Origin of the sequence: Fructobacillus pseudoficulneus (assembly GCF_900108455.1) — a bacterium.
In the GTDB taxonomy this organism is placed as follows: domain Bacteria; phylum Bacillota; class Bacilli; order Lactobacillales; family Lactobacillaceae; genus Fructobacillus; species Fructobacillus pseudoficulneus.
Map to the genome: position 1 here is coordinate 186,096 of NZ_FNWS01000001.1, position 14,278 is coordinate 200,373.

At 46.3% G+C, this 14,278-nt stretch carries 12 protein-coding genes; 2 read left to right on the forward strand and 10 right to left on the reverse strand.

Going from position 1 to position 14,278, the window contains the following annotated elements:
- Nucleotides 1-37: 37 nt before the first annotated feature.
- Nucleotides 38-1,747, forward strand: coding sequence for an Rqc2 family fibronectin-binding protein (locus BLW39_RS00885; protein ID WP_059375733.1), 1,710 nt, complete (start codon nucleotides 38-40; stop codon nucleotides 1,745-1,747).
- 37 nt (nucleotides 1,748-1,784) lie between these two features.
- Nucleotides 1,785-2,177, forward strand: coding sequence for a large conductance mechanosensitive channel protein MscL (gene mscL, locus BLW39_RS00890; protein WP_059375743.1), 393 nt, complete (start codon nucleotides 1,785-1,787; stop codon nucleotides 2,175-2,177).
- A gap of 40 nt (nucleotides 2,178-2,217) precedes the next feature.
- Here the strand turns inward: mscL and BLW39_RS00895 are convergent, their stop codons facing one another.
- From BLW39_RS00895 to glmM, 10 genes are all read right to left on the reverse strand, one after another.
- Nucleotides 2,218-2,850, reverse strand: a complete 633-nt coding sequence (locus BLW39_RS00895) for a deoxynucleoside kinase (protein ID WP_059375748.1) — start codon at nucleotides 2,848-2,850, stop codon at nucleotides 2,218-2,220.
- 98 nt (nucleotides 2,851-2,948) lie between these two features.
- On the reverse strand, nucleotides 2,949-3,560 hold the full coding sequence (gene ruvA, locus BLW39_RS00900; protein WP_059375751.1) for a Holliday junction branch migration protein RuvA: 612 nt from the start codon (nucleotides 3,558-3,560) through the stop codon (nucleotides 2,949-2,951).
- A gap of 36 nt (nucleotides 3,561-3,596) precedes the next feature.
- Nucleotides 3,597-4,358 (reverse strand): class A sortase, encoded by a 762-nt coding sequence (locus BLW39_RS00905; RefSeq protein WP_059375754.1) that lies wholly within the window; start codon nucleotides 4,356-4,358, stop codon nucleotides 3,597-3,599.
- 184 nt (nucleotides 4,359-4,542) lie between these two features.
- On the reverse strand, nucleotides 4,543-5,349 hold the full coding sequence (locus BLW39_RS00910) for an HAD-IIB family hydrolase (RefSeq protein WP_059375757.1): 807 nt from the start codon (nucleotides 5,347-5,349) through the stop codon (nucleotides 4,543-4,545).
- A 131-nt stretch (nucleotides 5,350-5,480) separates the two neighbouring features.
- Complete coding sequence (gene ffh / locus BLW39_RS00915) at nucleotides 5,481-6,953, reverse strand: signal recognition particle protein (protein WP_059375760.1); 1,473 nt, start codon at nucleotides 6,951-6,953, stop codon at nucleotides 5,481-5,483.
- 46 nt (nucleotides 6,954-6,999) lie between these two features.
- Nucleotides 7,000-7,341, reverse strand: a complete 342-nt coding sequence (gene ylxM, locus BLW39_RS00920; RefSeq protein WP_059375761.1) for a YlxM family DNA-binding protein — start codon at nucleotides 7,339-7,341, stop codon at nucleotides 7,000-7,002.
- Nucleotides 7,341-8,477 carry a signal recognition particle-docking protein FtsY gene (gene ftsY / locus BLW39_RS00925; protein ID WP_059375763.1) on the reverse strand — a complete coding sequence of 379 codons (1,137 nt, stop codon included), beginning with the start codon at nucleotides 8,475-8,477 and terminating at the stop codon, nucleotides 7,341-7,343. The genes ylxM and ftsY overlap by 1 nt, the downstream gene beginning before the upstream one ends.
- 14 nt (nucleotides 8,478-8,491) lie before the next feature.
- On the reverse strand, nucleotides 8,492-12,049 hold the full coding sequence (gene smc, locus BLW39_RS00930) for a chromosome segregation protein SMC (protein ID WP_059375765.1): 3,558 nt from the start codon (nucleotides 12,047-12,049) through the stop codon (nucleotides 8,492-8,494).
- A gap of 24 nt (nucleotides 12,050-12,073) precedes the next feature.
- A complete protein-coding gene (rnc, locus tag BLW39_RS00935; RefSeq protein WP_059375767.1) occupies nucleotides 12,074-12,775 on the reverse strand; it encodes a ribonuclease III in 702 nt (233 codons plus the stop codon).
- A gap of 116 nt (nucleotides 12,776-12,891) precedes the next feature.
- On the reverse strand, nucleotides 12,892-14,253 hold the full coding sequence (gene glmM, locus BLW39_RS00940) for a phosphoglucosamine mutase (protein ID WP_059375771.1): 1,362 nt from the start codon (nucleotides 14,251-14,253) through the stop codon (nucleotides 12,892-12,894).
- Nucleotides 14,254-14,278: the final 25 nt, after the last annotated feature.

Sequence of the window (14,278 nt, forward strand, 5' to 3'; positions counted from 1 at the left end):
ATAATAGAATAAACATCCCTTTTTAGGAGGAACTCCCATGCCCCTTGACGGCCTCTTTGTCCATTCCTTGGCCAAAGAATTAAATGAACAATTATCTGGTGGTCGTATCACTAAAATCCACCAACCCTATCCAAACGAAGTCATTATGGTAGTCCGCAATAATAGTAACAACTACCCTGTTTTATTATCTGCTAACCCCGCCTATGCGCGGGCTCAGGTAACTAAGATTCCCTACCAAAACCCTGCAACTCCACCGAACTTTGCCATGTTCTTGCGGCGGAACTTAGAGGGAGCTCGGTTGCAGTCGGTCAGTCAAGTGGCCAATGATCGAATTCTGAACTTTGCTATTAGTACCCACGATGAATTGGGCGACGACCAAACTTTGGTCTTAACCCTGGAAATGATGGGTCGGCACTCAAACCTCTTTTTGATCCGCGAAAAAGACCAACGAATCTTAGAACTCATCAAGCATGTGCCCGCTGACCAAAACCGAGTACGATCGTTAATTCCCGGGGCAACCTATGTTCAGCCACCGGCTCAGCACTTAATTGACCCCTTTGACACCGACTGGCAGGCATTAGCGCCAATCTTGCTCGACCAAGATCGAGATGATTGGGCAAAAGCTATCCAAAAGACTTACCAAGGCTTTTCCACGGTGGCGGCCGGTCATCTGGCTCAAGCACTCGAAACCGGTGCCGATTCCATCCAGACTGCTAAGGACTGGTTAGCCAACTTTGACCATGCCAAACCAACGCTCTACCAAATGGACAAAAAATTTGCTTTTGCTGCCTTTGATTGGGCACCAGAAGAAAGTAGCCAGTCTTTTGCAACTTTGGGAGACCTACTCGATGCCTACTTCCAAGGGCAAGCGGAAGCAGACCGAGTGAACCAACAAGCGAGTGCCCTCGTTCGTCTGGTTAAAAATGAACTAAAGAAAAATCAAAGTAAAGAAAAGAAGCTACAACAAACCCTGACTGATTCTGAAAATGCTGAATCTTTCAAGATTAAGGGTGACCTCTTAATTACTTATCCGCACTTAGTTCATAAGGGAATGCAATCAGTAGAAATCGAAAATTACTATGATGATAACCACTTACTAACGATTGCCCTAGACCCTCGTTTTGACGGCCTACAAAACGCCAACCGCTACTTCCGTAAGTATCGCAAGCTCCGGTCCGCCAAAGACTATGTCCTAGAACAACTTGAAGCAACCAACCAAGAAATTGATTACTTCAACCAAATTAGCACCCAGCTAGCAGTTGCCTCGCCAAAGGATGTTGCTGATATCAAGGTCGAATTGATTGAACAGGGCTATCTTCGCGAAAAAACAAAGGTTAAAACCAAGGGAAAGCAGACTAAGAAGCCTAAGCATGTCTTATCAACACCGGACCAATTTACCGCCAGTGACGGCACCTTAATTGAAGTCGGTAAGAATAACTTGCAAAACGACAAGCTCTCAATGAAAAAGCCCAACCGACAAAACATCTGGCTTCACGTGCAAAAGCTACCTGGTTCACACGTCATTATCCATTCTGATAATCCATCTGATGAAACGATTGAAGAAGCCGCTAAGTTAGCCGCTTACTTCTCTAAAGCCCGTGACTCAGCCAACGTACCAGTCGACTATTTGCCCGCCGGTAAACTCAGAAAGCCCAACGGGGCTAAACCTGGCTACGTGATTTTTGAAGGCCAATCAACCACTTACGTCACGCCGGATCCAATTTTGGTGCAAAAATTGAAACATTAGTGTTACAATAGATCCATTCGAAGGAGGAGAATTTTCCATGCATTTTGTTCAAGATTTTAAAGACTTTATCAACCGTGGAAATATGATGGACCTAGCCATTGGGGTCATCATTGGTGGTGCCTTTTCAGGTCTGGTTAAGTCATTAACTGTTAACCTGATTAATCCCCTCGTTGGTCTCTTCACCGGTAAAGGTAGCACCCTTTCAAGCATGAAATGGGTTGTATCAAAACACCTGACCTTCACCTATGGGGCCTTCTTAAACGACTTAATTAATTTCTTTATCACGGCACTCGTTGTCTTTTTCCTGATTAAGTTTATTCACAAATTTGTCATTCAACCTAAAAAGGAAGCAGCCCCAGCTCCAAGTGACGAATTGCTCGTTTTACAAGATATTAAGAAGTTGCTCGAACAACAAAGCCAAAGCAAGTAAAAAGATCTCCTCTAACGAGGAGATCTTTTTTTATTGCTTATTAACGTAATTCCTGCAAAGCCGTTTCGATTTGTCCCAAGACAATCTTTTGGTTTTCAGGATCTTCCAGGTCATACTTTTGCAAGTCAACCCGAATCTTTGGTGATTGGTCATAGCTATCAAACCAACCTTGGTAAGCTTCCCACATCTTGCGGTAGTATGACTTCAATTCGTCATTATCTTCGAATTGCTCGTAATCACGACCACGCTTCTTGATTCGCGCCAAAATCGTATCAAAGTCGGCATCAGCATAAACCATCAAGTCTGGTGCCTTCTTTGGCAAGGCATGTAATTCATCCATCATCCGCGTCAACAAGTCATGATAAACGTCCATTTCCATATCAGAAATGTTGCCATCCTTATGGTTTTCTTCCGTGAAGAGTTCATCTTCATAAATTGACCGGTCCAAAACGTTATTATCGTCTGCCAAAGCCTTCTTAATCATCTCAAACCGGCGGTTTAAGAAGAAAATTTGCAACAAGAAACCGTATTGCTTAGGGTTTTCATAGTACAAAGGCAAAACCGGATTATCACCAACTGGTTCAAAAAAGGCCTGTGTGCCAAAGTGGTCTGCAATTAATCCTGTCAACGTTGTCTTACCGACACCAATCATTCCTGCTGTAATTATCACCATACCTGCTCCTCTACAGTTTTATCTGAGTGTCAAACACTCTCATGCGCTCTTTTTGAACAACGGTTGCTTTCACCGTTTGGATACTTTGTCCGTTTTGGTTAAGAAACCAGCAATGCCAAGGCCTGTGAAATCAGGTCTTCGGTCGCAGCATTGACACCAGCCAACGCCTTCTTCACCTTTGTAATATCCTTTTGGGCATACCCCAAGGCCTCTAAGGCCGCCAAGGCATCGGCTAAGTTTTGATTGTCAGCGGCAGTCAGTGTCTTCTTTTCCCCAGCTAACTGAGCTTCAGCACCTTCAGCCAAATTAGCAAAGTCGCCCATCTTCCCCTTCAAGTCCAAAATGATTTGCTGGGCGGTCTTTTTTCCAACTCCTGGGAACTGGGTTAAGTAGGTCACCTCATCTTGATCAATTGCAGCGACCAATGAGGCTGGGTCTGCCCCTGCCAAAATTGCTAAAGCCGACTTTGGACCAATCCCGGAAACGTTCAATAACTTGTTGAACAATCCCTTCTCGGTTAGTGTCGCAAAACCATACAGGGCTTGTTCAGTCTCGCGGACAATCTGTTCGACATAGACCGTTGCCGATTGGTCAACCACAAAGTGGTAAGGATTCGCTGGAAAAATCTTATAGCCAACGCCATCCTTGCTTTCCAAAACAATATAACCGGGCCGCACGTCAGTGATCAACCCCTTTAAGTATTCAAACATTGTTACTCCCGTTTATCTATTTTAACCGCTAAAAGATTACGGTGCTAAGTTAATTTTTTGACTTTTTGTATCAAAATAGCTCACTTCAGCGTTACTTGCGTCGGCCCAGTCATCAAAGCCAACGAACTTAGCACTGGTAATAATCCGCTTGGTGGTATCTGGGAATAGGCAAGTCACAATTGTTAGCTTGGCCTTGTCTTCATCCCGGGCATTGGGATCAAGAACTGAGACGTCATCTTGTGAAACACCATCCTGACCCGTAATTTGATAACGGAAAACCCCGTCGCCATTTGCCAAATAAATGGTTTGCCCATTTAGCCAATCAGAACTACCAAATTGACCATTGGCATAGTACGGCGCATTTTGCTTCAGCTTTTGTTGGAGGGCTGAAAACGCAGTGTAACCGTTGTTCCAGTTGTGAGCCGCTAAGGTGTAGTTTCCCTGGCCCATCGTAGGGACGGGTGTCCCCTTCTGGGCAGTATTTGCCCCAAGGTTCAAGGCCTTGGCTGAATAGGCATTATCATAAATTGGCAGTAAAATTGATAGTTTTGGAATGGCCACAAAACCTTGCTTCGTCAAACTATTAGCTGTTTGATCCTGGGCAGCAATCGTTCCTGCAATTTTCTGTCGGTCTGTTTGACTATATATCTTAGCCTGACCAAATAATTGCTTTGGCACCGTTTTAACCGGACTGAGGGCCGGCTGCGACATCGACCAACGGTAACCCAACCAACCCAATAAAACGACTAAGACTAAAATTAAGACGCGGCGAATCCACTTTCGCATGCGATTTGTCATTTGAAACTCCCTCCTGACGGCTAATTTATCCCGTAAATTTATACTATAAACAGTCGCTTTTAGCATAAATCCTAATGCATTTATTATAGCATAACCGACACGAACTCTAATTTCTTTCAATGCAGGTAAACTGACACAAAAATGCCGGCCAACACGATTGGACCGGCATTTTATTATCGATGCATTACAAAATATCAGCTAAAATCGTCTTCAAAACACCATCATGATTCGAATCCGAAATCGCCACTTGGTAATCCCGTGTCAATAATTCCGAATCGGAATTTGGCATGGCATAAGGCTGGCCAACTAGTTCCAGCATTTCCAAGTCGTTTAAGCCGTCACCAAAGGCAGTCATTTCTTCTGGCTGAATCCCAAGTCGTTGACCCAAGTCCTTCAATGCCACTCCCTTGTTCACCGTTGGATTGACTAAGTCAATCGCTCCGTAACCAGAAGTCGTCACATGCACCGGCAAATCTTGCTCCGTGATGGCCGACATAAATTCGGGTTCATAGTCTGGAAAATCGGCCGTCATCTTCAAAATTGGCTCCGAAATTTCAGCTAAGTCATCAATCATCACCAAATCTTTAAAGTAGAACTGAGCCTTCCGCTCACCAAGGCCAAGAGCCGCCATCTCCTTCAGCATAAAGGCCTTAGTGATTCCAGTAAAGACCAAGCCCATTGAGACGTGGTCTTGGTGGGCTTTCACCGTCTGAACCACTGGGGCAAAGGCACTAGGGTCAATCGCATAGGTTGTTAAAATCTCTCCCTGACTAACAATTTCTGCGCCATTATTCGCAATCAAAATGAAGTCCTGATTGGCCCCTTCAAAATATTTTTTGACCTTATCCGGATGGTTACCAGTAGCCACCACAAAGGTAAGTCCCCTTTGCTTGGCTAAATTCATCATCACATCATAGGCCTGTCGGTCAAATGTTTTATCTGCCCGCAAAAAGGTGGCGTCTAAATCGGTTGCAATTAGTTTAATCGTCATCGTTTTTCCTATCAGTAGCTTCGTCTCTAAACCGGATAGCCAAATTCACTACCCCTCCCTACTAATTTAACGCATCAGCGGGAAATTCAAAAATTTTCGTTATTTTTGCTAACTATTCACAATCGAATCGTCTATTTTTTACCACGTTTTTTCTTTAATTTTTTCACCTTACGAGCAGCTTGCTTCATGGCAAAATTTTGAACCTTTTGACCAAAATTACCTGTTGGCATACCACCCATGCCGCCCATCATGGCGTTCATGTCCATCCCAGTTTGGCCCATCATTGATTCCATACCAGAGAAGTTTCCATTTGATGCTTGATTCATCATCTTGCGCATCTGGTCAAATTGCTTAATCATCTTATTAACTTCAACAATTGGCCGACCAGCACCGGCCGCTAAACGGCGGCGACGCGATGGATTTAGTAAATCAGGATCTTCTCGTTCGGCCTTGGTCATTGATGAAACAATCGCCTCCATGTGAGTAAACTGCTTTTCATCAATTTTCAAGTTGGCCAAAGCAGGATTGCCGGCCATTCCAGGAATCATCTTAATCAAATCTTCCATCGGTCCCATGTTTTGGACCTGGTGAAGCTGTTCGATAAAGTCATTGAAGTCAAAGGTGTTCAAGCGCATCTTTTCGAGTTGCTCGGCCTGCTTCTTTTCATCCGTTTCGCGCTGGGCCTTCTCGATTAGGGTCATGATATCACCCATACCAAGAATTCGTGAGGCCATTCGATCAGGATAGAAGACATCTAAGTCCGTTGGCTTTTCTCCCTGTCCAACAAACTTAATTGGCTTTCCTGTCACATCGCGAATTGAAAGGGCAGCCCCACCACGGGTATCACCATCCAACTTGGTCAAAACGACCCCAGTTAGGCTTAATTCATTGGCAAATCCTTGAGCGGTTTCCGTGGCGTTTTGTCCGGTCATCGCATCGACCGTCAGCAAAACTTCGTCTGGCTGGGCAATCTGCTCGATGTCCTTTAATTCGGCCATCAATTCCGCATCAATTTGCAAACGACCGGCCGTATCAATCAAGACATAGTCGTTCTTGTTGGCCTTAGCTTCTTGCAAACCGGCCTTAACGATTTCACGCGGATCAACGTCCGTTCCCTGTGAAAAGACTGGCACGCCCAAGTCCTTCCCCAAGATTTCCAACTGATCGATGGCAGCTGGACGGTAAACGTCGGCAGCAATCAAAAGTGGACGGGCATTGTCTTCTTTCTTCAACTTATAAGCCAACTTCGCAATGGTCGTTGTCTTACCAGCCCCCTGAAGTCCGGCCATCATAATTGTTGTCGGAATCTTCTCAGACTTATTCAGTGGAACCGCTTCTTCACCCATCAAAGCCGTTAATTCATCATTAACAACCTTAATAACCTGTTGGGCCCCGTTCAATCCATCAAGGATTTCAGTTCCCTTAGCCTTTTGGCGAATTTGGTCGATGAACTTTTTAACCGTTGAGTAAGAAACATCGGCCTCAAGCAAAGCCAGGCGGATTTCACGTAAGGAAGCTTGGAGGTCTTCCTCGTTAATCTTGCCCCGGCCTGTTAAGTTTTTCAGCGCTTTCGATAAGCGTTCTGTCAAATTTTCAAAAGCCATTTTAGCTTATTAGCCGTCTTGATGAATCACCAAGGCGACTGCCTCCTTAATTAATTTCTTCGTTAACCAATTGGTCTAAGATGGCCCGCAAGTGTTGGTCATCTTGATAGTGCTGACTGACATAGTCCAGCAAATCCTGCTCTTGTTGCTGCCGTTTCAGCGAGTCACGATAGAGAAAAAGCAAACTTTCGTAGTGTTCTAGGGCTTCGACCCCTCGCTTCAGGTTATCAGATACCGCTTGGCGACTAACCACCTCAGCTTCGGCAATTTCAATGATTGAAAAATCATCTTCAAAGTAAGCGCGCAGATAACTTTGCTGCTTCTCCGTGAGGAGTGGCTCATAAAAAGGCAGCAATGCGTTGACCTGATTCTTTTTATCGAGGTCCATTATTTGTTAACAACCAAGTCCTTAAACATGCCATAAACAAAGTCTTCGGCGGAAAACGGCCGTAAATCGGTCGCCTTTTCCCCAAAGCCAATCCACTTCACTGGCAAATGTAGACTATCACGAATGGCAAAGACAATTCCACCCTTTGCCGTACCATCCATCTTGGTTAGGACAATTCCGGTCACTTCTGATGATTGCTGGAATAACTTCGCCTGTTGCAGGGCGTTTTGCCCAGTCGTCGCATCCAAAACAAGTAAGACTTCCTGGGGTGCATCCGGCAATACCTTTTGCACAACCCGATTAATCTTTGACAGCTCTTGCATCAGATTCACGTTATTTTGCAACCGACCAGCCGTATCAACAAAGAGCACATCAAAGTTTTCATCCTTCGCCTTGGCCACCGCCGTATAGACGACAGAAGCTGGGTCAGCCTTTTCCGGTCCAGCAACGACGGGCACATCCGCTCGGTCGCCCCATTCTTGGAGCTGCTTAACCGCTCCGGCACGGAAGGTATCGGCCGCAGCCAATAGGACCTTCTTGCCTTCTTTTTTGTAAGAGCTAGCGAGCTTACCAACGGTTGTTGTCTTACCAACCCCGTTGACACCAACAAAGAGAACCACAGTTGGCTGACCAGCCGGTGCAAAGTGCATTGACTGGTCTTCACCTTGCCCCTGTTGATCATATTGACTCACCATTTGTTCAATGATTAAGTCGCGAATCTGGTCCTTGTCCTTGATGTTTTTCACCTTGACGGCTTCTCGGACCTGGTTTGAAATTTGGATTGCCAATTCAAAACCAAGGTCAGCACCGATTAGAGTGTCTTCTAACTGTTCAAAGAAGTCCTCATCAACAGAACGAAAATTCGACAAGAATTTATTAAAGCGGTCCGCAAAGCCCTGCCGGGATTGGGATAAACCTTGGTCATAAATCGCTTGGTTATCCGCTGTTTCACTAGCGGCCTCTGACTGGTTGGCTTTGTCTTTGGTACCGGCAGCACTGGCATTGTCAGTAGCGGCCTGCTGGGCAGCTGCATTTTCAACCGACTTGTCTGCCTGAGCTGGTTGGTCCTCTTGTTGGACAGCTTGGTCTGACGTTTCTTCGTCACTTTTTTTCTTAAAAATATCAAAAAGTCCCATCGACTACTCTCCTTTTATGCGAGTTGCTGGTGTGCTTCTTCCAGGTTAACCGCCACCATCTTGGAAACCCCAGCCTCTTGCATCGTGACCCCGTAAAGAACTTTGGCAGCGACCATTGTTCCTTTACGGTGAGTAATGGTAATAAATTGCGTATCACCGGCAAAGTTTTTCAAATAAGCGGCGAAACGATCCACATTGGCTTCATCCAGCGCGGCTTCGGCTTCATCGAGCACCGCAAATGGCACTGGGCGAACCTGCAAAATGGCAAAGAGCAGAGAAATGGCCGTCAAGGCCTTTTCCCCACCGGATAGCAAGGACATCTGCTGGAACTTCTTGCCAGGCGGCTGGGCCTTAATGTCAATTCCAGTTGTGAGCAAATGCTCTGGTTCGGTCAATTCAATCTTGGCCTGACCACCAGCAAACATCTTCGTAAAGACATCAGAGAAGTTTTCAGCTACCGCATCAAAGGTTTCCTTGAAGCGGACTTGAACTTCTTGATCCATCTCATCAATCGTATCCTGCAGCGTTTGCTTAGCATCTTTCAAGTCGTCGGCTTGCTTGGTCAAGAAATCATGGCGGTCTTTAATCTCGTCATACTCTTGAATGGCCGCAATGTTAACCGGTCCCAAATCATCCAATGCCCGTTTGTTGGCCGACAACTGCTGGTCAACTTCACTATCCGTCAACTCGGATTCAACCAAATCAGCTTCGGTCGCAACAGTCAAACCATAGGCCTGACGCAACGTTGAAATCTGCTTAGCAAGTCGTTCTTGACTCGTTTGTAACTGGTGGTTAACCGACGATTGGTCAACCAGGCCAGTATTCAAGGCCTCTTGAGCCTGAGCCAATTGATTTTCTTTTTCCTTGACCAGGGCAGAGAGGCTCGCCCACTTTTCGGCGAGGCCTTGAGCTTCCTGCTGGGCCTTGTCTAAACCAGCCGTCAAATCCGTCACAGCCTGGCCAAGCTCTTCGGCACTCTGAGCCTGGTCCAAGGTTGCCTGCATTTGTTCTGCTTTCGCAGCCAAATCGGTTAATTGAGCCTGGGCCTGCGCCAAAGTTTGAGTCAACCGTTCCTGGTTTTCTTCTTGAGCAGCCTTTTGTGCCTGAACCTTGGCTAATTCCGCTTGAAATTCGGCCTTTTGGTCCTGGTAAGCCTGGTGATCTTGGTTCAATTGTGCCAATTCTTCAGTTAAATCAGCACTTTGACCTTCAGCAGCGGCCTTTTGTTCTTCACTTTGGGCCAAGGCTGCTTGAGCCTGATCTTGCTCACTTTGCCCGTCAGCAATCGCCACCTGCAAGTCAGCAATATCCAAAGACAGCGTTTGCACCTCAGTTTGGTACTTCGCTACGGTGTCCTTAAGGCCGGCCAATTGATAGTCAACTTGCTGCCCTTGGGCAACGAAATCACGACTCTTTTGCTGCAAGTCTTCTAATTCAGCCTGCAGGGCAGTCACCTTGTCTTGTTGCTGGTCGCGCTGACCAGCCAAGGCAATCACTTCTGCCTGCTGCTTTTCTAAGGCAGCTTCTTTTTCCTTCAAATCATTTTGCCGTGACAAAACGGAAGGTCCCTGACGGAAGTTGGCACCACCGGTAATTGATCCACCGGCGTTGACCAACTGGCCGTCTAAGGAAACAACCCTCAGGCGGTTTTGGCAGGCTTTGGCTACTCGAGTCGCCGCATCCAAATCTTCGACCACCAAAGTCGTCCCCAATAGGGCCGAAAGAATATTATCCATTCCATTTGGCATTTTGACCAAATCGGCCGCCACACCAATGTAGCCCTTTTCCCGGCTAGCAGCAGCGATATCACGAGCCGACCGGGGCTTAATTGTATTGATTGGGAGCAGGGTCACCCGACCCTTCTTGTTTTTTGTCAAATAAGCAACGATGCTCTTAGCAGTCTGGGTAGAATCAACCACCACCTGCTGTAAAGCCCCACCCAAGACAGTTTCCACCGCCTTGGTATAGTTCTTTGGCACCGTCAGTAATTCGGCGACCACGCCCTTAATCCCAGGGAAGTTCTGTCGCACCTTAGCGTGCATCAAGTTTTGCACACCCTGGTAGAAGCCAGCGTAGTCATCCAAAGAAGCTTCCGCTTGATAACGGGACTGCGCTTGTTCTAAGGCGTAGGCTGCCTGCTGCCAGGCCTTTTGCTTGTCCTGGTAGGATTGCTTAGCCGCTGTTAACGCATCCTGTGTTTGTATTGTTTGACCCTCAAATGGGTTCTTGCCATCAACTTGACTAGGATGCTCTTGTTCATAAGCAGCTTGAGCTTGCTTGGCTTCGTCCAACTTCGCTTGAGCCGCCGTAAAGGCCGCTTGCTTTTGCTCTAACTGGACCTGATTTTGTTCCAAGGCCTTTTCTTGGTAGGTCAACTTGTTATGCAAGGAAGCCAATTCCTGCATTGTCGTCACGTAAGCATTACGGTTCTCGTCCAATTGACTCTGAACGGCCGTAATCTTGGCCGAACCGTGTTCTTGGTCGATTTGATGTACCGTCTGCTGCAATGTTTGCTCTTGTTCGATTAGAGCGGCTAATTGTTCTTGGACACCGGTCAAATCAGTCTGCGCGACTTCGGCCTGATTTTCTTCATTGGCTTGTTGCTCTTGCAAATTAGCCAGGTCACGAACCAACGTAGCCTGCTCCTGTGAGGCCAACTTTTGGTTTCCAATTAACTGCTCTTTTTCCTGAGTCTTAGCAACAATGTCGGCCTGTAAGGCATCGCGGTCCTGTTGCAAGTCGTCCAAATCTTCACGCGTTTGATTCAAGTCGGCTTGTGTTTGGCTCACGGCTGCCTGCTGGTTAGCAACGGCTTCCTTGGCCTGCTGGGCTTCTTCACCCTGCTTTCCGACCTGACCCTGCAAAGCCAAGATTGACCGGGTCAGACGAATTTGATCCAACTTTTCAAAGCTTTCCCGCTTCGCCAGGTAGTCCTTGGCCTTGACAGCTTGGTCAGCCAATGGTGTCAACCGGCCTTCAACTTCTTGAATAATATCATCGACACGGGCCAAATTATCTTCGGTCGCAGCCAAATCCTTTTCGGCCTTGTCCTTATTTTGCTTGTACTTGTAGACACCGGCGACTTCTTCGATGATTCCCCGCCGTTCTTCTGGCTTGGCAGAGAAAATCTTTTCAACTTGCCCCTGCGAAATGATTGAAAAACCATCCCGGCCGAGACCAGTATCCATAAAGAGTTCATGAATGTCTTTTAACCGGCATTCCGTCCCGTTTAATTGATAAGAAGATTCCCCGGTCCGGTAGAGACGGCGGGTAATCCGAATCTCAGAAAAATCTGAGGCTATGTAGTGGTCCGAGTTATCAAAAGTGATTGATACTTCGGCCCGGTTTAAGGCTTTCCGATTATTCGTTCCACCAAAAATAACGTCAGCCATCTTGTTTCCACGTAAGTCTTTGGCTGACTGTTCACCCATCACCCAGCGGATGGCTTCAATAATATTTGATTTTCCCGATCCGTTTGGGCCGACAATACCAGTCATTCCTTGCTGGAAGTCGATCACCGTTTTATTGGCAAATGATTTAAAACCAATAATTTCCAGTGTTTTTAATTTCATAGGCGAATTTTATGCTCTTTATTCTTATTTTGCTGTCAAATCTTGGTAAGCCTTTTGGGCAGCCGCCTTTTCGGCATCCTTAATTGATTGACCAGACCCGTGGGCCAAAACCTTGCCGTCAACTGCGACCGAGACCTCGAAGAGTTGACTATTATCCTCATTGCGAATTTCGTTTTCAATCGTGTAGTCAATATCAACTGACCCTTGTGCCTGTAACTTTTCTTGTAAGCGTGACTTAAAATCGATGAATTGATCAAAGAAGTTTTCGTCAATGGCAGCAAAGACCGTCTGTTGTAGTAGTGAAACCACGGCAGCTTGGCCTTGGTCTAAGTACAAGGCCCCGATAAAGGCTTCCCAGATGTCTTCTAGCAATGATGGCCGTTCACGGGCCCCATTCATTTCTTCCCCTTTTCCAAGGCGAATTGCTTCATTCAAATGAATCACGCTTGCAAAGTGGGCAAAAGACTTCGTTTGCACCATCGTAATGCGCATTTCGGTCAATTGACCTTCATCCCATTCGGGATAGCGCTTAAACAGGTATTCCGTCACGGTGGCCTGCATGATGGCATCCCCAAGGAATTCCAAACGCTGGTAGTCGCGGCCCTTTTCCTTTGGATGCTCGTTTAAGTAGTTTCGCTGGGTTAACGCCTCTTGCAATAGAGGCAAATGATTAAAACTAATTTGGAAGTTTTCTTCTAAATAGTTTCTAAAGTCAGATGGTGACAAGGTAGTTTCCTTTCCAAAATTCAGTTGTTTTTATTATAACAGATTTGACCGACTGCTTTTAGAGCAAATCACAATAAAAAATAGCGTAAACATGTTCTGTTTACGCTATTTTAAATTTACTTTTCTTGGTTAACAACAGCGACGATGCTGTCAACATAAGTATCAACCAATTCCTCGGTCTTAGCTTCCGCCATGACCCGGATAATTGATTCCGTCCCAGAAGGACGGACCAGCACTCGGCCGTCACCAGCCATTTGCTTTTCGACTTCTTCAATCTTGGTCTGCAAAGCTGGATTTTCCATCATGGCGTTCTTATCAGCCACCTTGATGTTGACCAACTTTTGCGGGTAAAGGGTTACGTCACTGGCCAATTCAGACAATGGCTGACCAGTTTCCTTCATAACGTTTAACAACTGCAGGGCGGTTAACAAACCATCCCCCGTCTTGGCCCAATCACGGAAAATAATGTGACCGGATTGTTCTCCACCAAGGTTGTCATCATCCGCGACCATCTTTTCCATAACATAACGGTCACCAACTTGCGTCTTAACGGATTGGATGCCTTGCGCCTCCAACGCCTTGTAGAAGCCAATGTTTGACATCACCGTTGAAACCACCGTTTGGTGCTTCAACCGGCCCTGCCCATTCATAAAGCGGGCAGTAATGTACATAATCTTGTCACCATCGACAATTTCACCATTTTCATCAACCGCAATCAGGCGGTCGCCATCGCCATCAAAGGCCAAGCCGGCTGAATAATCACCGTCTTTGACCATTTGAACTAAGGCTTCTGGGTGAGTAGAACCCACTTGATCATTGATGTTCAAACCATCAGGTTCCGTTCCCATGGTATCAAAGTCCGCCCCTAAGTCGGCAAACAACCGTGGCAACAAGTCATAGGTGGCACCATTCGCACCATCTAAGGCTAATTTGTAACCAGACAAATCCGTTGGGATTGTCTTTTGCAAGAAGGCCAAGTACTTTTGGGCCCCTTCTTGATAGTGTGAAACCGTACCCAGTCCCTTGGCGCTTGGACGTGGCAAATCATCATCTTCATCATCTAAGATTACTTCGATTTCAGCTTCTAATTCATCTGAAAGCTTGAAACCATCGTTACCAAAGAATTTAATCCCATTATCCGCTGCCGGATTGTGAGAGGCCGTAATCTGAATACCGGCATCGGCTTCTAGACTTTCAACGAGGTAAGCCACCGCTGGCGTAGTAATTACGCCCAAGTTTAAAACATCAACTCCAACAGAAAGTAAGCCAGCAATCAAAGCTTCTTGCAACATTTCTGAGGAAATTCGGGTATCCTTTCCAACAACAACGACCGGTTGACGGTCTGGGTTGTCGTTATGTCGGGTCAAGATGGCCCCACCAGCCCGGCCTAATTTCAAGGCCAGTTCCGGTGTCAAACCTTGGTTAGCAATGCCGCGAACGCCATCGGTACCAAAGTATTTTAAGTTTGGTTCTGTCATGTTAATCTTTTCTCCAATAATGGTT